This window comes from Lentilactobacillus curieae (genome assembly GCF_000785105.2).
Taxonomy (GTDB): Bacteria; Bacillota; Bacilli; order Lactobacillales; family Lactobacillaceae; genus Lentilactobacillus; species Lentilactobacillus curieae.
Map to the genome: position 1 here is coordinate 1,598,354 of NZ_CP018906.1, position 24,192 is coordinate 1,622,545.

Sequence of the window (24,192 nt, forward strand, 5' to 3'; positions counted from 1 at the left end):
AATCTTGGGTGGCTTTTAATTTTATTAACTAAATATCGTAATCACTATCACTCATCGCTTCAACGTTTCCAAGTAGGTAACCATTACCAACTTGTGAGAAGAAGTCATGGTTAGCAGTTGATGTTGAAATCCCGTTCATAACGACTGGGTTAACGTCAGCAGCGGTGTCTGGGAATAGTGGATCTTGTCCCAAGTTCATCAATGCTTTGTTGGCGTTGTAACGGATAAATGTCAACACTTCTTCAGTCCAACCAGTTTGGTCGTACAGGGTGTGGGTGTATTGCTCTTCGTTTGAGTACAATTCGTACAAGAAGTTGTACATCCAATCCTTGAGTTCTTGTTGCTTTTCTTTTGGAAGTTGGTTGAAAGTTACTTGGAATTTGTATCCAATGTAAGTACCATGAACTGATTCGTCACGGAGAATCAACTTGATAATTTCAGCAACGTTGGCGAGCTTGTTATGACCAAGATAGTAGAGTGGGGTATAGAAACCAGAGTAGAATAGGAATGTTTCTAGGAACACACTAGCAATCTTTTTCTTGAGCGGATCATCTTGGTTGACGTAAAGATTTTCAATCTTAAGTGCCTTATTTTGCAAGAATTCCTCACTGTCACTCCACTCGAAGATTTCGTCAATTTCATCTGGAGTATTCAACGTTGAGAAGATTGATGAGTAACTCTTGGCATGAACAGATTCCATGAATTGAATGTTGTTCAATACGGCAGTTTCGTGCATTGTCTTAACGTCTTTTCTAAGTGAGGCCATACCTTCTTGTGATTGAAGCGTGTCAAGCAAGGTCAAACCACCGAAAACGTGGCCAACAACCCATTTGTGATCGTCGTCTAATTCCCGCCAATCGGCGAGGTCATTTGATAATGGAATTCGCGTGTCCAACCAAAATTGTTCAGTTAACTTTTCCCAAGTTGCCTTGTCAATTTGGTCATCGATTGCATTCCAGTTGATTGCGTTATAATTTTCAGTCATCAGATTACCCTTTCTAAATTACACAGCTTTCGCATTCATTCGAGCCAACTTCTTGCTGGTCATCGGTAAATGTACGAATGTAGTAGATTGATTTGATACCTTTTTTGTGAGCGTAGTTTCTCAAGATGTTTAAATCACGAGTTGTCATCTTGTCAGTCCGACCGTCTTTCCAGTCGTAAATCCCGGCAGGAATTGTTGAACGCATGAATAGAGTCAAACTCATTCCTTGATCAACATGCTCTTGGGCAGCTGCATAAATGTCAATTACCTTTCTCATATCCATATCGTAAGCTGATTTGTAATATGGCATAGTATCGTTTGAAAGGTATGGAGCAGGGTAGTAGATCTTCCCAATCTTAGACTCTTGGCGTTCTTCAATCCGATTGATGATTGGATGTAGACTAGCAGTAGTGTCGTTGATATAAGAAATTGAACCATTTGGTGCTACAGCCATTCTGTTTTGGTGATATAAACCGTACTTCATAACTGATTCTTTAAGAGCTTCCCAATCCTCTTTAGTAGGAACAGGAATGTTGGTGAATAGTTCCTTAACCTTATCAGATTTAGGAGCAAAGTCTTCGTTGAGGTACTTGTCAAAGTAAGTGCCGTCTGCGTATTTACTCTTGTCAAAACCAACAAACGTTTCGTTGCGTTCCTTAGCAATTTCGTTTGATGCCTTTAAACTCCAATAGTTAAGTAGCATGAAGTAAGTGCTAGTAAACTCAATTGATTCTGGTGAACCGTATTCCATGTGGCTCTTAGCAAAGAAACTGTGAAGTCCCATTGCTCCAAGACCGATTGAATGTGATTCATCGTTACCCTTTTGAATTGATGGGACAACATCAATGTCAGAGTGGTCAGTAACAAAGGTGAGGGCTCTAACCATGGTTTCAACTGAGTGACCAAAGTCATTAGAGTTCATTAAGTTATTGATGTTTGTTGATCCAAGGTTACAAGAAATGTCCTTACCAAGTTTGATGTAATTTTGTTGATTATCAACAGTTGATGGAGTTTGTACTTGAAGAATTTCTGAACAGAGGTTACTCATTGTAATACGACCTTCGATAGGGTTAACACGGTTAGCGGTATCGATGTTGATAACGTAAGGGTAGCCAGACTCTTGTTGTAGCTTACTGATTTCAGTTTCTAGATCACGAGCCTTAATCTTCTTCTTGCTGATTTTGTCGTTAGCCACTAAATTATCGTATTCTGCGGTAATGTCGACGTATGCAAATGGTTTGCCATATTCACGTTCAACATCGTATGGGCTGAATAGATACATATCTTCGTTATTTTTGATCAATTCATAGAATTTATCAGGAACGATTACACCTAGTGAAAGGGTCTTTAGACGGATTTTTTCATCAGCATTTTCCTTCTTAGCAGAAAGGAAGTCGATAATGTCAGGATGGAAAACACTTAGGTAAACAACCCCGGCACCTTGACGTTGGCCAAGTTGGTTAGAGTATGAAAAACTGTCTTCTAGTAATTTCATAACTGGTACGACACCTGATGCGGCACCTTCAATGTGCTTGATTGGTGCGCCAGCTTCACGAAGGTTAGTCAAGTTGATACCAACCCCGCCACCGATACGTGATAGTTGTAAGGCGGAATTGATTGTGCGGCCAATAGTGTTCATATCATCAGTACTTTGAATTAAGAAACATGATACGAACTCGCCACGGTTTTCGCGTCCAGCATTCAAGAAACTAGGAGTAGCGGGTTGGTAACGTTGGTGAATAATTTCGTCCGCAAGGTCCATAGCCAACTTTTCATCACCATCTGCAAAGAAGAGGGCATTAGCGGCAACACGATCACTAAATGTTTCTAGGTATGAGTCATTATCGTTAGTCTTGAGTGCGTATTGAGCATAGAATTTATAGGCTGCCATGAATGATTTGAAGTGAAAGTCTTGTTCCTTCAAATAGTCGTACAGTTTTTCAATGAATGAAAAGTCGTACTTGTTAATGAAGTCAGCTTCATAGTATTTATTATCAATCAAGTAGTCGAACCGTTCTTTTAGTGAATCGAATTTCACTAAGTTTGGCTCAACATTTTCTTTAATGAAGGCGTCAAGTGCTTCTTTATCCTTATTTAGTGGTATTTGGCCGTTAACTGGGATATTGATTTGGTTATTGAGATCGAAGTACGAGACATCCTGTAAATTGTGTAAGGACATGCTAGAGACCACTCTTTCTTTGAAATTTGAGTAATAAAATAGCGGGCCAAAAGGTCGCCCGCTTTGGTTATCTGATATGTTAAAATGAATAGGACTAGTTTGCGATTGACTTGAGTTCGTCAGGTCTGAAACCACTGAAGGCTTGTTGACCGTCTACATCAACAACGGGAACTGCCATGAAGCCCCGTTCCTTCAAGTAATCAACGTATTCAGGTTGTTCGTTAATATTGTGTTCTTCAAACGGAATGTTGTGTTCTGACAAGTAACGCTTAGTCATTTTGCATTGCATGCAGTTGTTTTTTGAATATACTGTGATTTTTCCCATTTCATACACCTTCCCTATGTAACTAATTCATTTATCTACGTTTTATAGTGTACACCAAGCAAACCAAAAATCAAAGAAAAAACACAATATATTGTGATATTTTTTTGATTCGACACCAAATATAGGAATCGTCGAAAGTAGGCGGTTTTAAGGAGTTTAACGATGACAGACGATCAATTTTACTATTCAGAACACCCAGATGTTGTGTCTGATCCTCAAAAATGGAACTTTACGTTACTTGGAAACAACATTTTGTTTACTTCGGACAACGGAGTGTTTTCTAAAAAAACGGTCGATTACGGTACCAGGGTACTTATTGATAACGTAAATTACGCCATTATTCCAGAAGGGAAAATTCTTGATTTAGGTTGTGGATATGGTCCCGTTGGGATTGCAATCGGTAAAAAGTATCCTGAACGGCAGATTGATATGGTTGATGTTAATGAAATTGCGTTAGAACTGGCAAAACAAAATGCTAAGGAAAATAATGTCAATAACGTTAAGATTTTTGCTAGCAACGTTTATCAGCACATCAATGATAGCTATGCGGCCATCATTACTAATCCGCCGGTTCGGGCAGGAAAAGATGTTGTCGACCAAATGTTGAGTGAGGCTAAACAACATCTAGTGGCTAACGGAACACTGACGATTGTTCTGCAGAAGAAGCAGGGAGCTCCATCTGCCAAAAAGCTAATGGACGGCGTTTTTGGTAATTCAGAAATTTTAAAACGTGATAAAGGCTACTATATTATTCAGTCAATTAATGAAGGATAGATAAATTTGAGCACAAAACAAACATATTATATGCAGCAAGCACTGATTGAAGCGAAGAAAGCCTACCTCATTGGTGAAGTTCCGATTGGGGCGGTCGTGGTTAAAGACAATCAAATTATCGGTCGTGGTCATAATTTAAGAGAATGGCTTGAAGATTCAACTGTTCATGCTGAGGTTGTAGCAATTCAGGAAGCTTGTCGCACACTCAATAGTTGGCGATTAATCGATTGTGATCTATATGTGACAATTGAACCTTGTTTGATGTGTTCAGGGGCAATCGTTAATTCTCGGATTCATAAGGTATATTTTGGGGCAGAGGATCCAAAAGCTGGTGCAGTTACATCACTTTATCAAACGTTAAGCGATCAACGCCTGAACCATCAGGTTGAAGTTGAACATGGATTACTGGGTAATGAGGCATCACATTTAATGAAGAGTTTCTTCAAGGCAGCTAGAAAAAAGCGAAAGTTGAAAAAATAGGCTGGATATTTATCTGATAGTTTGTTATGATATTTAGTGCCGTAAGGCCTTGAGACAAAGGTTGACTTACGAATTGTGTCAGGTCCGGAAGGAAGCAGCACTAAGTATTTTTGATCTTGTGTCTCTCGTTTATAGCAATTTAACTCCTGACAGTTTTGTCAGGAGATTTTTTTTACAACTAATAGATGAGAATATCTTGATTGGAAAGTTTTGTCCATTCATACTATAATTATTTAGATGTGAAGCAAATTTTCGGGAGGAATAACGATGAGTTATCAAGCTCTTTACCGGGTTTGGCGACCACAAAGATTCGATGAGTTGGTCGGCCAAGAAATTATCACCCAAACATTAAAAAATGCGTTAATCACTGGTCAAACGAGCCATGCTTATCTTTTTACAGGTCCGCGCGGGACTGGTAAAACCTCTGCAGCCAAGATTTTCTCAAAGGCAGTCAACTGTCATTATTTAAAGGACGGTGAGCCTTGTAACGAATGTGAAACCTGTAAAGCAATTACTGAAGGTAGCTTAAATGATGTGATTGAAATTGATGCCGCCTCAAATAATGGGGTTGAAGAGATTCGTGACATTCGAGATAAGGCGAAGTATGCACCAACAGTTGCTGACTATAAAGTTTATATCATTGATGAAGTTCATATGTTATCAACTGGGGCCTTCAATGCTTTGTTGAAGACCTTGGAGGAACCACCTGCTAATGTGATCTTCATTTTAGCTACAACTGAACCTCATAAAATTCCAGCGACAATCATTTCTAGAACACAAAGATTTGATTTTAAGCGAATCAAGCCCAAGACGATCCTTGAAAGAATGGAATACATTCTTGGTCAGAAGGGTGTTGAGTACGAAGACAAGGCACTAAAGCTGATTGCTAAATCAGCTGAGGGTGGAATGCGGGATGCACTCTCGATTTTGGATCAAGCCATGTCATATGGTGACAACCAAATTACTTATGATAATGCGTTGCTGGTCACAGGAAGCGTCAAAAATGATTTGTTGTTGACCTACTTGGAACAGGTGACTGGCGGACAGACCAAAGATGCACTGAAAACAATTCAAGCAATTCTGGATGAGGGTAAGGATCTTAAACGTTTTGTTGAGGACCTGACCAGTACTTGCCAAGATTTACTTTTGTATCGGCAAGATACTGAAATGGTTGAAGAAATGGAATTGGGAATCGTTGATGAAAAGTTTAAGCAACTTAGTGAGACGATTACTGATCAACAGATATACGACATCGTGGAAGCACTCAATGATGTTTTGAATTCGCTGAGATTCACGACTCACCAAGACGTATATCTTGAAGTATTGACAGTAAAACTGACTCACTTGGACGCTCAACCGGTTGAGGTAGCAAGCAACTCTGCAACACCTGCTGGACCAGAATATCACGACCTACTTGATACAATTCAGTCTTTAAAGGATCAGGTTCGGGAACTGTCTAAAGAAGTTAAACAGCAACCAAAAGTTGTTGCTTCAGCGGATAATGTAGCTCCAGAAGTTACTAAACCAAGCCCAATCGAAAAGAAACCTGCTGATACTCGGGTTGAGTTAACTAAGATCTATCCAATTTTGGATAGTGCCACTAGGGATGAACTTAACCAATTCAAACAAGTTTGGCCAGATCTAATGGAGTCGTTATCAGTCACTCAAAGAGCAGTTATGCATGTTTCAACGCCCGTAGCAGCTAGTGATGATGGAGTAATTGTTTCTTTTGAATATCTTTTTCTATACCAAAAGGCAAAGTCAGACACTGATTTAAAGGATGCCCTTGAAAATAGTCTTGATCGTATTGTCGGTAAGGCACCGCAAATCGTGTTTGTTCCAGAAAACCAGTGGCCTGAGATTCGCAGCGATTATCTATCCAAGAATGGTCATCCAAAGCCAACTTCAACTGAAAAAGTGACAACTGACTCAACCACAAAATCTAATTCCGCGGATCAAAGTGAACCACCTTTGCCACCAGAACCAGGTGATATTGATACACCAGCTCAAGAAATGCAAAATGAAAACCAAGCCAACTTAGTCGTAAAAAAAGCCGAAGAACTCTTTGGCAGTGACATTGTTGACGTAAAAGATGATTAAATGGAGGAACTTTTTCTATGATGAACGGCATGAACATGAACAAGATGATGAAACAAATGAAAAAGATGCAACAACAATTGGCCGAGGAACAAGAAAACCTTAATCAACAAGAATTTAAAGGTAACTCACCAGAAGATATGGTGGTAGCAACATTTGACGGCAGCAAGAAGCTAAAGGACTTGCAAATCAAAAGCGAAGCCATTGACCCAGATGATCCAGACATGTTGGCAGACCTTATAATTGCGGCTGTAAATGATGGTTTAGAAAAGGTTGAAAAACAAACTCAACAAACTATGGGTAAGTATACTAAGGGAATCCCAGGACTATAAAAAGGAATCGAGCGAACTGCAATGCAATATCCAGAACCAATCGCAAAATTAATTGAAAGTTTCATGAAGCTACCTGGTATCGGAAACAAGACGGCTACTAGGTTAGCTTTTTACGCAGTCGACATGAATAATCAAGACGTGATGGATTTCGCAGATGCGCTTAAGCAAACAAAGGAAAACCTCAAGTATTGTTCTATTTGTGGGAACCTTACTGAAGAGGATCCCTGTGAAATCTGTCGGGATAAGTCTCGAGATCAATCAACGATTCTAGTGGTTGAACAGCCGAAAGATGTAATGGTGATGGAAAAAATTCAGCAATACCATGGTCTTTACCATGTTCTTCACGGAGTTTTGTCTCCAATCGAAGGCATTGGTCCTGAGGATATTAATGTTAGTTCGTTGATCAAACGGCTGCAAAAAAATGACGAGGTCAAAGAAGTCATTGTTGCAACAAACGCAACTCCGGAGGGGGAATCAACGGCAATGTACCTATCTAAGTTGATTCGCCCATCTGGAATTAAGGTAACAAGGCTAGCCCGTGGATTATCAATGGGAGCTGATATTGAGTACGCTGATGAAATGACCTTGTTCAAGGCCGTTGAAGGTAGAACAGAAATATAACGGGAGCTGAGTGAAGATGTTGTTTGGTCGGAGAAAACGCAAAGTGAAAGCTGAGTACGACGAGGAGCTTTTGGATTTGATCAATACTTTGAAAGAAAAGTGGGATTATGCTCAAAAAACTCAGGATGCAATCGCTGACGTAGACAATGAAATCAGGATTGAAACAGCACTTGCCAGACAGAAGTATTTTTTCATTTACCGTGAAGCTAGACTCCGTAGTGTTAAAAATGATCATATTCAACCTTCGGTTATTAACTATGATCACAGTTACGATCACTACGAGTAATTTATTATTGCAGAGTGGTTGTGTTTGGGATTAGTATTCAAGCATACACAACTACTCTTTTTTAATGGAATAGACAAGCAAATATGCATCAAGTACAATTACTTTAGATAAGTTTTGGGGGTAGTCCAAGTTGACGGGAAAGTTTATTACGTTTGAAGGCCCTGACGGTGCTGGAAAAACGACTGTTATGAACAATGTGGTAGAAAAAATCAGTTCTTTACTTGGTGATCGACTATTAGTCACTAGAGAACCTGGTGGTAATAAAATTTCTGAACAAATTCGTAACGTGATTTTGGATCGGAAAAACACTGAAATGGATGCCCGAACTGAAGCACTTCTATATTCGGCAGCTAGAAGACAACACTTAGTTGAAACGATTATTCCAGCCTTAAATGCTGGAAAGTTGGTCTTATGTGACCGTTACGTTGATAGTTCAGTCGCATATCAAGGATCTGGCCGGCAAATTGGAATGGATGAGGTTTATCAGATGAATCGGTTTGCTACCGAAGACCTGTTGCCATTTAAGACAATCTATTTTGATATTCCGGTACAAGTAGGCTTAGATAGAATTGCTGCTCACAGAAGTAAAGATGCGGTTGACCGCTTAGACGTTGAAGCAGTGTCCTTTCACGAACGGGTTCATGATGGCTACCTAAAAGTTGCGAAGAACAACCAGGAAAGATTTGTCATGATTGATGCCACAAAGCCTCTGTCAGAAGTAATTGAAAGCACAATTAGTGTGATTAAAACTGAAGCCCAAGAATTCTTTAAGGAGTAGATATTATGAAATTAGTAATTGCAATTGTCCAAGATAAGGACGCTAACAAACTTCGCTCGGTGTTTGTTGCAAACGAAATCATCGCTACTAGATTTTCTACATCAGGTAGTTTTTTAAGAGCCGGAAATACCACTTATTTGGTTGGAGTTGACGACGACAAAGTAGAAAAAGTTCTTGAGCTAATAAAGGAAACTTGTTCATCCAGAGAGCAATTTATGACGCCGCCAGTAAGTTTAAGTGGTGACACTTCAGAACATACATTTCCAATTGAAGTTCAAGTTGGTGGCGCAACCGTTATGGTGCTACCAATCGAATCATTTCATCAGTTTTAAGAAACAATTAGTGGGTGTAAGCGTTGGCTAATGATGTATTAAAAATTGTAACTGAACGGCAGCCGCAAGTTTTTGATCAATTTATGAAAATAATTGATAAGAACGAGCTATCGCATGCGTATTTATTTACGGGCGAGGAGGGTGCTGGTGAATTTGAAGTCGCTTTGGGAATCGCAATGCGGCTTTTTTGTGAGAACGTTAAAGATGGCAAACCATGTGGGGTATGTCATGAGTGCCAACGAATCTTAAACTACGATAATCCAGATGTTGTGATTGAAAGAACCGATGATCGTAGCATTAAGGTAGATCAGATCAGAAGAATTAAAGATGAATTTTCTAAGTCCGCCGTTGAGGGGAGTAAGAAGGTTTTTATTATTTCTGGTGCTGAGAAGTTAACTTCTGGTGCTGCTAATAGTTTACTTAAGTTTATTGAAGAACCAATTGGTGAAGTGGTAACAATTCTGATTACTCAAAATAAGAATTTGGTTTTACCAACAATTGTTTCTAGAACCCAAGTAATTGAATTTCCACAGTTAGATCGAAATGATTTTTTAAAACAAATCAGGGCCGCTGGGATTACTCCTAGTTCTGCGAATTTAATGCTAAGTTTGACCAACGATATTTCAGAAATGACGAGTTGGTCTCAAGACGGTTGGTTCGAAAATGCTCAAGCCGCAGTTGGTCAGTGGTTTAAGTATGTCGTAAAGGGCGATGCAATGGCATTTGCCTTCATTCAAACTAAACTTTTGGGCATAGTTACAAATCGGGAAGAACAGAGTGTCATCATAGCGATGATGGTACAAATCTTTAGTGAACCAATGGAGCTTAAGTATTTGGGAAATGATGTAGAACGAAAGTTTCCTCAGATATCTGATAGTATTGACCAGGCAACTGACAAACTTTCAGCAAGTCAGCTTACTAGTAGCTTAGAATTACTGCTTAAAATGAGCAGTAGTTTAAATGGAAATATTAATTTCCAAAACATATTAGAAGAAACAACATTGAAATTACTGGATATTGTTAAGTGATAGCAAGGGATGGTATTAATTGAATCCAAATGACCTTTATGAAAAGTTAAGAGACCTCAATCAAAAACTTAATGATACTGCGACTGAATTTACCGAACTTCATGAAGAAATGATTCGGCTAATGGAAAAGAACGCAGAACTAAATATTGAAAATCAAAATCTTCGTGAACGCTTGAAAACAGTCAATCACGATAATAATGAACCGGATGATGGTCTGTCTAGTTCACGTAAAAACTTAGAAAAACTTTACCATGAAGGATTTCATGTATGTAATGATTATTATGGAAAACGCCGAGAAGATGGTGAAGAGTGCATTTTTTGTACTGAAATAATTTACGGACGCCGATAATTTTAGGGAGGAGACAAGCGATTGGAAACACAGAAGAGTTTTGCAAGCAACCAACCTTTTGGGACGCTGTACCTTGTTCCAACGCCAATTGGTAATTTAGATGATATGACTTTTAGAGCCATTAAGGTTTTAAAGGAAGTTGATTTGATTGCGGCTGAAGATACAAGAAATACAGCAAAGTTGTTGAATCACTTTGAGATTGGGACTCATCAAGAAAGTTTCCATGAACATAACTCTCACAGTAAAATTCCAGAACTAATCGATAAATTAAAGGCTGGGCAATCAATTGCGCAGGTGTCGGATGCGGGGATGCCTTCAATCAGTGATCCTGGACATGATTTAGTGGTCGAATGTACAAAACAGGGGATATCAGTAGTGCCGCTTCCTGGTGCAAATGCTGGAATTACAGCATTAATTGCCTCTGGATTATCTCCACAACCATTTTATTTCTTTGGCTTTTTACCACGAAAGGGTAAGGAACAACAGGATGCTTTAACGGAGTTGGCTGAAAAGCCCGAAACGTTAATTTTATACGAAGCTCCTCATAGATTGAAGCAAACACTTAAAGTACTGGCATCAGCATTTTCCGCTGACAGACGTGCAGTACTTTGCCGAGAATTAACCAAACGTCATGAGGAGTTTATTCGGGGGACTTTTTCTGATTTGATCGAATGGTCAGAAACAACGGAAATTCGTGGTGAGTTTGTGATTATTATTGATGGAAATGACCACCCAGCAGTTGGAGCAATTGATGAAGAAGCTAATGCTTTATCTGGGCTTTCAGTTAAAGAGCAGGTCGACCATTATGTAGAATCAGGATTAAAAGTTAACGATGCAATTAAAAAGGTTGCTAAACTTCATGAAGTTAAAAAGCAGCTAATTTATCGAGAATATCATCAATTAGATTAGGAAGGCGAGTCATGACTGCAAAAACATTTTCAGAAACACACACAATTCCATATTACGAAGGAAATGTGACTAATCACATGACTTTAGCGATGTTATTGAATGTCGTGATTCTGGTCTCTGAACACCAAAACGAAACCTTAGGGGTCGACCATAAGCAATTAATTAATAATTATGGGACTGGTTGGATTGTGACGTCCTATTCAATCAAAATTAACCAAATGCCAGCTATTGATCAAACCATTAAGTTAACGACCAGAGGAACTTCATACAATAAGTACTTTGCTTTTCGTGAATTTTGGATTGAGGACGAAGCTGGTAATGAATTAGTCAAAATTGATAGTATTTGGGTATTAATGAACGAAGAAACCCGAAAAGTAACAACTATTGACAGTGAAATCATTGCCCCGTATGAGTCTGAAAATGTAAAGAAAGTTCCTAGATTACCTCGACCTGAGAAAATCGGTTCGGATTTAGATTTCAGCAAAAAGTACCAAGTTCGTTCGAATGATATTGATTTTAATGGCCATGTTAATAATGCCCATTATCTAGACTGGATGGTAGACGTATTGCCGATGGACTTCATTATTGGTCATACTCCAGTCCAAGTTGATATTCGGTTTGAAAATGAAGTTAAGTATGGTAGTTGGGTTGAAAGTGCAGCTACCCAAGAAACAAATGACGCTGGTATGATTAAAACGGTTCACTGCATTAAATCGGGAGAAGACACGTCAGCAATTGCCACAATAATCTGGAAGGAAGCTGAATAATGAATGTATTAGCGATTGACACCTCAAATAAGCCTTTATCAGTGGCAGTTCTTAATGATACTGAATTATTGGCAACTGAAACAATCACCACCCATCAAAAGCATGCAGAGTTCTTGTTGCCGGTTATTGAAGACTTGGTGAGCAAGGCAGGACTAACCCCAGCCGAGATTGATAGGATTGTGGTCGCAACTGGTCCTGGTTCGTATACCGGTGTTAGAATGGCAACTACGGTGGCAAAGACGCTAGCAATGACATTAAATATTGAATTGGTGTCTGTCTCTAGTTTGCTGACATTGGCGCTAACTGTTCAAAAAAGCCAAAGACTAATTATTCCCGTTTTTGATGCTAGAAATGATAATATGTATACAGGTTTATATAAATGGGATGAGGACCAGTTAAAGTCAGTTTTGCCAGATCGCCATACTAACATTCATGAGTGGCTTGAGCGCTTAAAAGAGATTAACGAACCAATGGCCGTAATTTCTAGTTCAGCCAATTTTGATGATAAATTCAGTGATCAATTAGACCGAGTTGAGATTATTGATCATTCAGAGGCGGTTCCTAATGCAGTCCTACTTGGACGGTATGGTTTAAATTTAGCGCCTGTTACTAACGTAGATGAATTAGTTCCAAGGTATCTACGGTTAACGAAGGCAGAAGCCGACTGGCGAGAAGATCATCCTAATGAGGACGAAAGTGATTATGTTGAAAAAAATTAAGGATTGGTATTCGGAACATTTTTTTGATAAAGAAAAATCGCTTAGACAACGTTTTTTAGACATTAAAAATCATGACGTTGACATCAACGGAACTGAATTTTTCTTGGCTAAAGCCATGATTCCGGATATTCCTGAAATATTGGGGATTGAAAGAGCGGTTTACGGAGGGCAAACTCCATGGGACGATCGGGCATTTAGAAGCGAATTGATGCGTAAAAATGACCGTTTGTATTTAGTATTGCGTAGAAATGATTGGCTAGTTGCTTTCATTGGTTGTTCATTAAACTTTAAGACAAAGGATTGTCATATTACCAACGTCGCGGTTGCACCAAATTTCCAAAACCACGGATTAGGTTATTTTTTGGTAAACACAATTATAAAAAAGGCTCGTCAAATGGAATTTGAAAAGGTGACATTGGAAGTTCGTATGAGTAATACCCGCGCACAAAGACTATACCGAAACATCGGTTTTGTAGACGATGGCATCAATAAGGGGTATTATTTTAACGATCGTGAAGATGCTTTAAATATGAAAATGGACATCACCAAGCTTGGAGAGTAAGAGGTATTATGGATAACAATTTAATTCTTTCGTTTGAAACTAGCTGTGATGAAACTTCAGTCGCAGTTATCAAAAATGGAAGCGAAATTCTTTCGAACATCGTTGCAACCCAAATCAAAAGTCACCAACGGTTTGGGGGCGTGGTTCCTGAGGTCGCTAGTCGGCATCATATTGAACAGATTACGGGTTGTGTTGAAGATGCTTTAGCTAGAGCGAGTGTAACTTACGATGATTTAGATGCAGTTGCAGTCACATATGGTCCTGGTTTAGTGGGAGCGCTGCTAATCGGAGTGACAGCTGCAAAAACGATTGCTTGGGCGCATGGTTTACCGCTAGTTCCTGTCAACCATATTGCTGGTCATATTTACGGTGCCCGGTTAGTAAAACCAATTGAATTTCCTGCCATGGCGCTTGTAGTTTCTGGAGGTCATACCGAACTAGTGTATATGCCAGAAGAAGGCAAGTTTGAAATCATTGGTGAAACTCGAGACGATGCAGCTGGTGAGGCTTACGATAAAATTGGTCGGGTGTTATCGATTAACTACCCTGCAGGAAAAGAAGTTGACGAGTTAGCTCATCAAGGTAAGGATACCTTTAATTTTCCGAGAGCAATGGATGATGACAGCAACTTTGACTTTAGTTTCAGTGGTCTAAAAAGTGCATTTATTAACACTGTTCATCATGCTGATCAGATTCACGAAAGTCTGAGTCGGGAAGACTTGGCTGCAAGTTTCCAACAAGCAGTTGTGGACGTTCTTGCTGATAAAACTAAGCGAGCTCTCCGGGAGTTCCCAGTAAACCAATTGATTTTGGCTGGGGGCGTTGCTGCAAACAGGGGACTTCGCGAAAGGTTGACTGACGAATTGACTGCATTTAAAGACACTGAGTTAGTTTTAGTGCCGCTCTCACTTTGCGGAGATAATGCTGCAATGATTGGTTCTGCAGGAGAAATGCTTTACCGTCAGGGTGTCCGTGCTGATGCAACCCTTAACGCAGACCCATCTCTTGAATTTGATTTAATGAATAAATAACTCAAAAAAGGTTCCCTAATCGTTATTGATTAGGGAACCTTTTTGTTTGTCTAATTATTAATTGAAACTTTCTAATTCGATACTCTTTTCTTCCCAGGTATCTTCTGTTTTGCTAATTTCAACTTCAATTTCACTTAATTTAGTCTGCAAGTCGGCTGACTTTTGGACATCGTTAAAGTTCTCGGGAAGGGTCATTTGCGTTTCAATCTCAGACTTTTGATTATTAAGGTCGTCGATTTGTTCTTCTAATGCGGCGACTTCTCTGGTTAATTTTCTGAGCTGCTTTTGTGCTTCTTTATTGTTTTGATAATTTTGCTTATCAGTGGTTGCGGGTTTGTCATGTAGATGGGGATTTTTTGCAAGTTCTTTTTGCTCTTCACGCTCTTTATATGCATCCTGTTCAGCTTTTTTATCTACATAATAATTATAATTTCCAAGATAAATTTTACTTCCATCTGCAGAAATTTCAATTGTAGAAGTAGCTAATTGGTTAATGAAATAACGGTCGTGAGAAACGAACAAGATGGTACCATCAAATGACTTTAACGCCTTTTCTAATACTTCTCGGCTGTCTATGTCCAAATGGTTAGTTGGTTCGTCTAAAATTAGGAAGTTATTATGTTGCATCGCTAACTTTGTTAACAATAGTCGAGCTTTTTCGCCACCTGATAAATCGGCAACTAGTTTATCAACATCATCGCCGGAGAAAAGAAAGCTCCCTAAGATACTTCGAATATCGCCTTCGTTAGTGGTGGGATGATCGTCCCAGAGTTCATTTAAGACTTTTTTACCACGGTGCAAATTCTGCTGTTCCTGGTCATAGTAACCCACATCGACGCCAGTTCCATAGTGAGAAGAACCCTTGATGAACGGAATCTTTCCCAGAATGCTTTTGAGTAACGTTGATTTTCCAACACCATTTGGACCAACAATGGCAATCGCTTGATTTCGTTTAACTTCAAAATTAACGGGTTCGCTTAAGATGTGGTCGTAGCCGATTGCCGCGTTAGTCACCTTGAGCACGTTTTCACCGCTTTTCTTACTTGGGGTAAACGCAAAGCGGGCTACTTTTGTGTAGTCGACGGGCTTCTCAATAACGTCCATTTTTTCTAGTTGTTTTCTTCTTGCTTGGGCTTGCTTGGTTGTCGAAGACCGGACGATGTTTTTGTCCACAAATTCTTGAAGTTTGGCAATTTTTGCCTGTTGTTTTTCGTACTCTTTCATTCTGGTAGCGGTCTGCATCTCTTTTTGTTTTACAAAATCGGTGTAATTTCCCTGATAATGTTTGAGAGTTTTGTGCGCCATTTCATAGACCTCATTAACAATCTGATCTAAGAAATAACGGTCATGTGAAATTATCAGTAACGAACCAGAATAGTTCTTTATGTAACCCTCAAGCCAAGTAATTGTGTCAACATCCAAGTGGTTAGTTGGTTCATCTAAGATCAATAAATCAGGCTTTTCAAGTAGGAGTTTAGCGAGGGCAAGTTGGGTTTTTTGACCACCAGATAATTCGTTGATTTTGTGATCATAGTCATCTTCGCCGAATCCGAATCCGTGAAGAACTCCCCGAATCTCAGCTTCGTACGAGTAACCATTATTTTGCTCAAAGTCTGCTCGAAGGTTGTCATACGTCTTGGAGAGCTCAGAAAAGTCGTCAGGGCTCATTGATGGGCCTTCCTCACTCATCTGTACTTCCAGGTTATGAATCTTTTGTTCTGTTTTCTTTAGGTCATCAAAAACCGATTCCATCTCATCGTAAATGTTTTTGTTCGAGTCAAGGCCGGTATCCTGGGCTAAATATCCCACCGTAAGGTTTTTCTTTTCTGAGATACTTCCTTCGTCTGCTGTCATCTCTCCCATAATTACTTTTACTAGGGTTGACTTACCAGCACCGTTTTGACCAACTAATGCGATTCGGCTTTTTTCCTGGATGTTTAAGTTGACTCCGGAAAAAATATTTTCGCCATTAAATCGCTTTGCGACGTCTTGGACCTGCAAAATAATCATGCGGCATCCACCTTTCTAAGTATTAACATTCTATCACACATCAGCATTCTGGAAAAAGCTATCAAATATTATTTGAAATTGTTTTCACAAGCACTCATCTTATGATAGAATAAACAGTGAAGAGAGATTCACAAACTTTTTAATAAGCAAATAAAATTGAGGAGGAATTACTCGTGACGGCTGAAAATATCCCAAAGGCAACAGCAAAACGATTGCCAATTTATTACCGTTATCTAAATATTCTCCATGACACTGGAAAAGAAAGAATTTCTTCAACGGAGCTTGCAGATGCCGTTCAAGTAGATTCCGCAACAATTCGTCGCGACTTTTCTTATTTTGGTGCGTTGGGGAAACGGGGCTATGGTTATGATGTTGATAATCTGCTCAACTTTTTCAAACAGATTTTAAACCAAGAACATTTAACTAACGTTGGCTTGGTCGGGGTTGGTAACTTGGGTCACGCTTTGTTAAACTTTAACTTCCACAAAGATGGGAATGTTAGAATTTCAGCAGCGTTTGACTCAAATGATAGTATCGTTAATACAATCCAAGATGGAGTTCCTGTCTATCCAGTTAGTGATTTGGCTAACCAATTAAAGGAACAACAAATCCAAGTGATTATTTTGACTGTTCCATCAGAAGTTGCTCAAGGAGTTGCTGATCAAGCAGTTGAAGGTGGGGTTAGGGGAATCCTTAACTTTACACCAATTCGAATTTCAGTTCCTGATAGAGTTCTGGTTCAAAATGTTGATTTGACAAACGAATTACAAACATTGATCTATTTTATTGAAAACTTTGGAAAGTAAGCATCATTAAGTCAGAGAGTTTCTCTCTGGCTTTTTTATTTTGGCTTTTTTGCATGTCGTCGGCGAATTTTTTGATTTTTAAACCGTTGAGGCTTGCATTTTAGGACTGATAATAATATTATTGATAACAGTGATTAGCACTTTTATCAAACGAGTGCTAATGTTGCTAAAAACATTCAGTATGGAGGGACTAACGTGTTAAAACCATTAGGAGATCGCGTTATTATTGAAACGCAAAAAGAAGAAGAAAAAACGGTTGGTGGCATTGTGTTAGCAGGTAACGCAAAGGAAAAACCACAAACTGGTAAAGTTATTGCCGTTGGATCTGGCCGTGTTTTGGACAATGGTAACACCGTTGCACCAGTAGTTAAGGCTGGCGATGAAGTTATGTTCGACAAATACGCAGGTACAGAAGTTGAAGACGGAGATAACTCCTATTTAGTTTTACATGAAAAGGATATTGTTGCTATCGTTGAATAGTGATTAGTTCCATTAATAATAATTAAAAATAATTTATGAGGTGGATTTAAGAATGGCAAAAGAAATTAAGTTCTCTGAAGACGCTAGAACTAAGATGCTTGCCGGTGTCGATAAATTAGCTGATACTGTAAAGACTACAATTGGTCCTAAGGGACGTAACGTTGTTTTGGAACAGACTGCTGGTAACCCAACCATCACAAACGATGGTGTAACAATTGCAAAGTCAATTGAACTACCAGATCATTTCGAAAACATGGGTGCTAAGCTAGTTTCTGAAGTTGCTTCTAAGACAAACGATGTTGCCGGTGATGGTACTACTACCGCAACTGTTTTGACTCAAGCAATCGTTAACGAAGGAATGAAGAACGTTACCGCTGGTGCAAACCCTGTTGGGATTCGTCGCGGGATTGAAAAGGCTACTAAAGCTGCCGTTGAAGCACTTCACAAAATGTCACATGAAGTTGCTACTAAGGACGATATCGCTCAAATCGCCTCAATTTCTTCAGCCAATGAAGAAGTTGGTAAATTAATTGCTGACGCAATGGAAAAGGTTGGTAACGATGGTGTTATCACGATTGAAGAATCTCGTGGAGTTGATACTAGTTTAGATGTTGTTGAAGGTATGCAATTTGATCGTGGTTACATGTCACAATACATGGTAACTGACAACGAAAAAATGGAAGCTAACCTTGATAGCCCATACATCTTAGTTACTGATAAGAAGATTACAAACATTCAAGATATCTTACCACTTCTTCAACAAATCGTTGAACAAGGTAAGTCATTGTTAATCATTGCTGATGATATTGGTGGTGAAGCTCTTCCAACTCTTGTTTTGAACAAGATGAGAGGAACATTCAATGTTGTAGCTGTTAAAGCTCCTGGATTTGGTGATCGTCGTAAAGACCAACTTCAAGATATTGCTATCTTGACTGGCGCTACAGTGATTACTGATGACCTTGGTTTGAACTTAAAGGATGCCACTATGGATCAATTAGGCCAAGCAGGTAAGGTTAATGTTACTAAAGATTCAACAACTATTGTTGAAGGCTCAGGTGCTAAAGACCAAATTAGTGCTCGTGTTGATGAAATCAAGAACCAAATCGAAAAGACTACTTCTGACTTTGACCGTGACAAGTTAAAGGAACGTCTTGCCAAGTTATCTGGTGGGGTTGCCGTTGTTCGTGTCGGTGCCGCAACTGAAACTGAATTAAAAGAACGTAAGTACAGAATCGAAGATGCTTTAAATGCAACTAGAGCCGCTGTTGAAGAAGGATTTGTTCCCGGTGGTGGTACTGCACTGATCAATGTTATGAAGAACATTGATGGCGTAACTGCAACTGGTGATGAAGCAACTGGGGTTAAGATTGTTCGTCGGGCTCTAGAAGAACCTGTTCGTCAAATTGCTGAAAACGCCGGAATTGAAGGTTCAGTAATCGTTGAAAAACTTAAGAATGAAAAGGATGGTGTTGGTTACAACGCCGCCGAAGATAAGTTTGAAGACATGATTGCTGCCGGAATCGTTGATCCAACCAAGGTTACCCGTTCAGCACTACAAAATGCTGCATCAGTTTCTGCATTGTTGTTAACCACTGAAGCTGTTGTTGCTGATGAACCAAAGGATGATGCTCCACAAGCACCAATGCCAAACCCTGGAATGGGAATGTAATTTAATTTGAATTTTAACGAAGCGTCCAGTTTACTGGGCGCTTTTTGTGTTATCGTAGTTAGTGATATTTGAAAATAATTAGGCTTGTTTTTGTAGGCGATATGGACTATTATTTGTTAGTTCGTAATTAACGCAATTATTCTTTATTTTAAAGGGGTTACTAATTATGTGGCGATATATAAAACGCCTTCTCATTGGGAAGCCGTTGAAGACTACTGATGAAGGTGGTCAATCGTTAACAAAATTCAAAGCACTCGCACTGTTGTCTTCTGACGCGCTATCGTCAGTCGCATATGGTACTGAGCAAATTACAACGATCTTGATCACCTTATCTGCTGCGGCTATGATGTATCAAATTTGGGTTGCAGCCCTTGTGTTGGTATTGTTGACAGCAATTACGTTGTCATACCAACAAATTATTCATGCTTATCCTTCTGGTGGTGGAGCATACGTTGTTGCTAGTACAAATTGGGGCCAATCTGCTGGGTTGGTAGCTGGTGGGTCTCTGCTGGTTGACTACATGTTGACCGTGGCCGTTTCTACAACGTCTGCAACCGAAGCGATTACATCGGCAATTCCTGGTTTATACAAGCACCAAGTTCTGATTTCTTGTTTGATAGTTATCGGAATAATGTTGCTTAACTTGCGGGGGATGCGTGAGTCTGCGTCATTCTTGACTCTACCGGTTTACCTATTCATTTTGATGATTTTGGGAATGGTCGGCTATGGAATTTACCAGATTGCAACTGGAAACATTCAGTACCACGCTGCTGCTAATGTTGGTTCGCCGGTTGCTGGGATGACACTGATTCTGTTCTTCAGAGCCTTCTCAAGTGGTTCATCATCACTGACAGGTGTTGAAGCAATTAGTAATGCGGTACCAAACTTTAAGAATCCCAAGAGCAAGAACGCTTCGCATACGCTTGCAATCATGGCAACGATTCTGGCGTTCTTCTTTGGTGGGATTACGTTCTTAAGTTTCTATATGGGAATTGCCCCAAATGGCCACGAAACAGTTTTATCACAAATCGGTGAAGGAATCTTTGGTCACGGGTTACTGTACTACTTGTTGCAATTATCAACAGCGATGATTTTGGCAGTTGCTGCCAACACTGGTTTCTCGGCCTTTCCAATCCTTGCCTATAACCTCGCTAAGGATAAGTTTTTACCCCATGCGTATTTGGATAAAGGTGATCGGTTAGGGTACTCAAACGGAATAATTTCGCTTGCTTTAGGTGCGATTGTTCTGATCCAAATCTTTAACGGTAAGACAAATTCATTGATTCCACTTTATGCTGTTGGTGTGTTTGTTCCGTTTACATTATCTCAATCAGGAATGATCATTCACTGGAAACGGAATCGTGGTAAGGCATGGCCATTTAAGATGACAATCAACTTTGTTGGTGCAGTTATTTCACTGGCGTTGGTTGTATTCTTGTTCTTACTAAGATTTGGTAATGTGTGGCCTTACCTAATCGTAATGCCATTAGTTCTAATGTTGTTTTACAAGATTAAGTCTCATTACATCAAGGTCGCTAAGCAACTTCGAGTTTCAGAAGATGACACTGAGTTAACCCCAGTTCATCATTTCGACGGATCAACCGTGATTGTTTTGGTTGGTGGGGTAACAAAGGTTACCGCTCGAGCAATTAGTTATGCGCAGTCAATCGGGGACTATGTTATTGCAATGCATGTCTCATTTGATTCTGATCCTGAAAAAGAGCACAAAATTTCAGAACAGTTTAGAAAAGAATTCCCAGACGTTAGATTCGTTGATATCCATTCGTCATATAGATCAATTACTCAGCCCGCTTTAAGGTTCTGTGATGTTATTGCAAAACGGGCGGCTGATCGGAATTATTCAACTACGGTTCTGGTACCACAATTTGTTCCTCATCACAGATGGGAACATGTTCTGCATAACCAAACTAGTCTGAGGTTAAGAGCAATTCTTAACTCCAGACAAAACATTATTGTATCTACTTATAATTACCACTTGCGTGAGTAGTTACCCAAACAAAAAACCGGTTAAAATGTCAATTTGCGAAATGCAGAGATGACTTTTAACCGGTTTTATTTTACTTAAATATTAAAACTACAATTTGATTAATGAATTAATCCCATCAAGTGGGCAAACGTTGGAACAACTAAGTCAACAACGATTGAGATGATAACTACGGCAATGGCTGCCATCGCACCAGGAACAGAACCGATTTGGATAGCTTTAGCTGATCCAACGGCGTGTCCTGCAGTACCAAGTCCAAGACCCATACCAATAGGTTCTTTTAGATGGAAAATCTTAATTAACCATGATGCCAAGGCGTAAATCAGAACGGCGTTTAAAATACATGCCATGGCAGTGATTGCTGGAGTACCACCAATTGCTCCCGAGATAGGCATTGCAATCGCGGTAGTAGCTGCTTGTGGAAGCAGTGATGCGATACCGTTGTTGTTGAGTCCCATAACCTTTGCAAGTCCGTAAATCAAGAATAGGGAAATAAACAGTCCAACGACAAGTGAAAGAACAATTTCTAACCAGAAACGTTTAACGACATCATTTCGTTTGTATAGAGGAACGGCAAACGCAATTGTTGCTGGATTCAAGAACCAGAAAATGATATCCCCACCTGGTTTATAAGCGTTGGTGTAGAACCAAGTTACATCAACTCCAAAGGATTTAGCCATTAGCCAAAGGATAAAAATACCTAAAACCATTCCAACAAATAGTGGTTGGAAAATAAATAAACCTTTGCTAATTTTAAATAGCCACTGGCCAAGCAGAAAGACTGCTAGTGAGAGACAGATCCCGAACACGGGCGTCCCCAAGTAAGTAAGAATTGTTGTTTGCATTATAGTCTCACCCTTTCCTTATATAAGATGTTATTCTTCGACGTTAGCGTTTTTATGGAAAACTTTTTTCCTAAGCATGATGAAGAATGATGTGGTGTAAGCAACAACAACAAGTAAGATAACGGTTGAAATAATAATTGCAATGATGAGTTGTAGACCTTGTGCTTTCATGATGTCCAGTGAGGCCGTCAATTGGATACCTGAAGGTACAAATAGAAAAGCAATCAGACTAATCATAAAATCAGCAAATTTTTCTACCCATTCTACTTTGATGATATGAAAAGTAAGTAATAAGTAGAGCAACACTAACCCAATAACTGGAGTAGGGACTGGAAATGTTGCTGGAAATAGTGGTGAAATTAAACTAGAAACGAATAATACTGCAGCAAAAATTCCCATTTGAATGAGAATTGGAGCTTCTTTTGTTTCTGCTTGTGTATTATTTTGTTTTTCAGCCATAATAAAAACTCCTTTCACTTATAAGTTAAATAGTGGTAACAAAACCTGATATCTTACAGTTTCAAGTATAAATGGTTTTGTGAAATAAAACAATTATGTACACTTGTAAGCGTTTTGAAAGTGAAACATTAAACAAAGATTAAGATTATGAGGTTTAGCCTAATTTATCCACGCCCATGCCTTGATTGACCTTGTATTTATTGGCTTTGGTTTGTATAATTTATTTAATACAGAATTGAGAGGTTTCAAACTTTGAGACTTGAAATAATTGTCTCCTTACTGGGGACCATGATAATATCAGCTGTTCTCACCCCGTTTATAAGGCAACTTGCATTTAAGGTTGGGGCAGTCGATAAACCTAATGCTAGGCGAGTGAATAAAATTCCGATGCCTACCATTGGTGGCTTTGCAATCTTTTTAGCCTATACCTTTTCCACGATGGTTTTGTTGAGAAACCAGATGCCCACCAAGTATCTTTGGGGAATATTTGGCGGTGAGGTAATCATTATTTTGACCGGAATCATTGATGATATCTTCGAGTTAAAGCCAAGGCAAAAGGTTTTGGGGATATCTATTGCTGCATTGTGGGTTTACTTCTTTGCGGGAATCAGAATGACGACCATCACACTACCATTCTTCACAATTCATTTAGGGTGGTTATCACTTCCAATTACTTGGTTGTGGATTTTGGCAATTACGAACGCCGTTAATTTGATTGATGGCTTGGATGGTCTAGCCACGGGGGTTGGAATCATCGGTCTTACCACGATGGGGATTACGGGAATGTTCTTTTTAAATATCGGGAACATATTTGTATCCATCATGATTTTCACTTTGGTAGCGGCTTGTTTAGGGTTCTTACCCTACAACTTTTTCCCTGCCAGAATCTATCTTGGCGATACTGGGGCACTGTTTATCGGGTTCATGATCTCGGTGTTTTCACTCTTTGGATTGAAAAATGCGACATTTATCACTGTGCTGATTCCAGTTATGATTCTTGGTGTTCCAATCACAGATACAGTATTTGCAATCTTTAGAAGAATGCTGAATCGCGAGCCGATTTCACATGCTGATAAGCGTCATTTGCATCATAGATTGATGCAAATTGGACTAACACACCGCCAAACTGTATTAGTAATTTACGGTATTGCGTTGATTTTCTCATTTATTTCATTGTTATACCCAATCTCAACTCTATGGGGTTCAGTCTTACTGACGGTGGCCTCACTGGTTGGGCTTGAGTTGTTTGTGGAAACAATTGGACTGGTTGGTGAATCTAGACAACCGCTGTTGAATGGAATCAAGAAGATCGTTAAAAATACCACTAGTAAAAGCAACCATTAAAAAACCAGTTACCTACTGTT

The 24,192-nt window shown here is 39.3% G+C and carries 26 protein-coding genes and 1 other RNA gene; 21 read left to right on the forward strand and 6 right to left on the reverse strand.

Going from position 1 to position 24,192, the window contains the following annotated elements; genetic code table 11:
* Nucleotides 1–28: 28 nt before the first annotated feature.
* From nrdF to PL11_RS07730, 3 genes are all read right to left on the reverse strand, one after another.
* Nucleotides 29–985, reverse strand: coding sequence for a class 1b ribonucleoside-diphosphate reductase subunit beta (gene nrdF / locus PL11_RS07720; RefSeq protein ID WP_035167573.1), 957 nt, complete (start codon nt 983–985; stop codon nt 29–31).
* A gap of 13 nt (nt 986–998) precedes the next feature.
* Nucleotides 999–3,164, reverse strand: a complete 2,166-nt coding sequence (gene nrdE, locus PL11_RS07725) for a class 1b ribonucleoside-diphosphate reductase subunit alpha (protein WP_035167572.1) — start codon at nt 3,162–3,164, stop codon at nt 999–1,001.
* A 94-nt stretch (nt 3,165–3,258) separates the two neighbouring features.
* On the reverse strand, nt 3,259–3,489 hold the full coding sequence (locus tag PL11_RS07730; RefSeq protein WP_035167570.1) for a redoxin NrdH: 231 nt from the start codon (nt 3,487–3,489) through the stop codon (nt 3,259–3,261).
* 162 nt (nt 3,490–3,651) lie between these two features.
* On the opposite strand from PL11_RS07730, the gene PL11_RS07735 reads away from it, so the two are divergent.
* The 16 genes from PL11_RS07735 (at nt 3,652) to tsaD (ending at nt 14,554) form a co-directional block, all read left to right on the forward strand.
* Nucleotides 3,652–4,263 carry a class I SAM-dependent methyltransferase gene (locus PL11_RS07735; RefSeq protein ID WP_035167569.1) on the forward strand — a complete coding sequence of 204 codons (612 nt, stop codon included), beginning with the start codon at nt 3,652–3,654 and terminating at the stop codon, nt 4,261–4,263.
* Between the two features lie 6 nt (nt 4,264–4,269).
* Nucleotides 4,270–4,743 (forward strand): tRNA adenosine(34) deaminase TadA, encoded by a 474-nt coding sequence (gene tadA, locus PL11_RS07740; protein WP_257787903.1) that lies wholly within the window; start codon nt 4,270–4,272, stop codon nt 4,741–4,743.
* A gap of 47 nt (nt 4,744–4,790) precedes the next feature.
* Nucleotides 4,791–4,877: signal recognition particle sRNA small type (gene ffs, locus PL11_RS07745), an RNA gene on the forward strand.
* Nucleotides 4,878–5,010: 133 nt separating this feature from the next.
* Nucleotides 5,011–6,843 carry a DNA polymerase III subunit gamma/tau gene (gene dnaX / locus PL11_RS07750; protein ID WP_035167566.1) on the forward strand — a complete coding sequence of 611 codons (1,833 nt, stop codon included), beginning with the start codon at nt 5,011–5,013 and terminating at the stop codon, nt 6,841–6,843.
* 17 nt (nt 6,844–6,860) lie between these two features.
* Nucleotides 6,861–7,172, forward strand: a complete 312-nt coding sequence (locus PL11_RS07755) for a YbaB/EbfC family nucleoid-associated protein (RefSeq protein WP_035167565.1) — start codon at nt 6,861–6,863, stop codon at nt 7,170–7,172.
* Between the two features lie 21 nt (nt 7,173–7,193).
* Entirely contained in the window at nt 7,194–7,793 is a 600-nt protein-coding gene (gene recR / locus PL11_RS07760) for a recombination mediator RecR (RefSeq protein WP_035167562.1), read from the forward strand.
* A gap of 16 nt (nt 7,794–7,809) precedes the next feature.
* Entirely contained in the window at nt 7,810–8,079 is a 270-nt protein-coding gene (locus tag PL11_RS07765; protein WP_078256947.1) for a YaaL family protein, read from the forward strand.
* A gap of 130 nt (nt 8,080–8,209) precedes the next feature.
* A complete protein-coding gene (gene tmk / locus PL11_RS07770) occupies nt 8,210–8,857 on the forward strand; it encodes a dTMP kinase (RefSeq protein WP_035167560.1) in 648 nt (215 codons plus the stop codon).
* 5 nt (nt 8,858–8,862) lie between these two features.
* A complete protein-coding gene (locus PL11_RS07775) occupies nt 8,863–9,189 on the forward strand; it encodes a cyclic-di-AMP receptor (protein ID WP_035167558.1) in 327 nt (108 codons plus the stop codon).
* A gap of 23 nt (nt 9,190–9,212) precedes the next feature.
* Nucleotides 9,213–10,217, forward strand: a complete 1,005-nt coding sequence (gene holB, locus PL11_RS07780; RefSeq protein ID WP_035167556.1) for a DNA polymerase III subunit delta' — start codon at nt 9,213–9,215, stop codon at nt 10,215–10,217.
* A 19-nt stretch (nt 10,218–10,236) separates the two neighbouring features.
* A complete protein-coding gene (locus PL11_RS07785) occupies nt 10,237–10,566 on the forward strand; it encodes a DNA replication initiation control protein YabA (protein ID WP_035167553.1) in 330 nt (109 codons plus the stop codon).
* A 21-nt stretch (nt 10,567–10,587) separates the two neighbouring features.
* Nucleotides 10,588–11,475, forward strand: coding sequence for a 16S rRNA (cytidine(1402)-2'-O)-methyltransferase (gene rsmI, locus PL11_RS07790; RefSeq protein WP_035167552.1), 888 nt, complete (start codon nt 10,588–10,590; stop codon nt 11,473–11,475).
* A gap of 11 nt (nt 11,476–11,486) precedes the next feature.
* Complete coding sequence (locus PL11_RS07795) at nt 11,487–12,242, forward strand: acyl-[acyl-carrier-protein] thioesterase (RefSeq protein WP_035167551.1); 756 nt, start codon at nt 11,487–11,489, stop codon at nt 12,240–12,242.
* Complete coding sequence (gene tsaB, locus PL11_RS07800) at nt 12,242–12,961, forward strand: tRNA (adenosine(37)-N6)-threonylcarbamoyltransferase complex dimerization subunit type 1 TsaB (protein ID WP_035167550.1); 720 nt, start codon at nt 12,242–12,244, stop codon at nt 12,959–12,961. Before PL11_RS07795 ends, tsaB begins: the two co-directional genes overlap by 1 nt.
* Nucleotides 12,945–13,523, forward strand: coding sequence for a ribosomal protein S18-alanine N-acetyltransferase (gene rimI / locus PL11_RS07805; RefSeq protein ID WP_035167549.1), 579 nt, complete (start codon nt 12,945–12,947; stop codon nt 13,521–13,523). The genes tsaB and rimI overlap by 17 nt, the downstream gene beginning before the upstream one ends.
* 8 nt (nt 13,524–13,531) lie before the next feature.
* A complete protein-coding gene (gene tsaD, locus PL11_RS07810) occupies nt 13,532–14,554 on the forward strand; it encodes a tRNA (adenosine(37)-N6)-threonylcarbamoyltransferase complex transferase subunit TsaD (RefSeq protein ID WP_035167548.1) in 1,023 nt (340 codons plus the stop codon).
* A gap of 57 nt (nt 14,555–14,611) precedes the next feature.
* On the opposite strand, the gene PL11_RS07815 is transcribed toward tsaD, so the two are convergent.
* Nucleotides 14,612–16,564, reverse strand: a complete 1,953-nt coding sequence (locus PL11_RS07815) for an ABC-F family ATP-binding cassette domain-containing protein (RefSeq protein ID WP_035167547.1) — start codon at nt 16,562–16,564, stop codon at nt 14,612–14,614.
* 173 nt (nt 16,565–16,737) lie between these two features.
* Between PL11_RS07815 and PL11_RS07820 the strand changes: the two genes are divergently transcribed.
* From PL11_RS07820 to PL11_RS07835, 4 genes are all read left to right on the forward strand, one after another.
* A complete protein-coding gene (locus PL11_RS07820; RefSeq protein ID WP_035167545.1) occupies nt 16,738–17,370 on the forward strand; it encodes a redox-sensing transcriptional repressor Rex in 633 nt (210 codons plus the stop codon).
* Between the two features lie 195 nt (nt 17,371–17,565).
* Nucleotides 17,566–17,850, forward strand: coding sequence for a co-chaperone GroES (groES, locus tag PL11_RS07825; RefSeq protein ID WP_052127792.1), 285 nt, complete (start codon nt 17,566–17,568; stop codon nt 17,848–17,850).
* A 52-nt stretch (nt 17,851–17,902) separates the two neighbouring features.
* Nucleotides 17,903–19,519, forward strand: a complete 1,617-nt coding sequence (gene groL / locus PL11_RS07830; RefSeq protein WP_035167541.1) for a chaperonin GroEL — start codon at nt 17,903–17,905, stop codon at nt 19,517–19,519.
* 166 nt (nt 19,520–19,685) lie between these two features.
* Nucleotides 19,686–21,527 carry an APC family permease gene (locus PL11_RS07835; protein ID WP_035167539.1) on the forward strand — a complete coding sequence of 614 codons (1,842 nt, stop codon included), beginning with the start codon at nt 19,686–19,688 and terminating at the stop codon, nt 21,525–21,527.
* A 98-nt stretch (nt 21,528–21,625) separates the two neighbouring features.
* On the opposite strand, the gene lrgB is transcribed toward PL11_RS07835, so the two are convergent.
* Both lrgB and PL11_RS07845 read right to left on the reverse strand, forming a co-directional pair.
* Nucleotides 21,626–22,369, reverse strand: coding sequence for an antiholin-like protein LrgB (gene lrgB, locus PL11_RS07840; protein ID WP_078256948.1), 744 nt, complete (start codon nt 22,367–22,369; stop codon nt 21,626–21,628).
* 30 nt (nt 22,370–22,399) lie between these two features.
* Nucleotides 22,400–22,828: a CidA/LrgA family protein gene (locus PL11_RS07845; protein WP_035167536.1), complete on the reverse strand. Its 429-nt coding sequence runs from the start codon at nt 22,826–22,828 to the stop codon at nt 22,400–22,402.
* Between the two features lie 252 nt (nt 22,829–23,080).
* Here PL11_RS07845 and PL11_RS07850 point away from each other — a divergent pair, with 252 nt between their 5' ends.
* Entirely contained in the window at nt 23,081–24,172 is a 1,092-nt protein-coding gene (locus tag PL11_RS07850) for a glycosyltransferase family 4 protein (RefSeq protein WP_035167534.1), read from the forward strand.
* Nucleotides 24,173–24,192 lie beyond the last annotated feature (20 nt).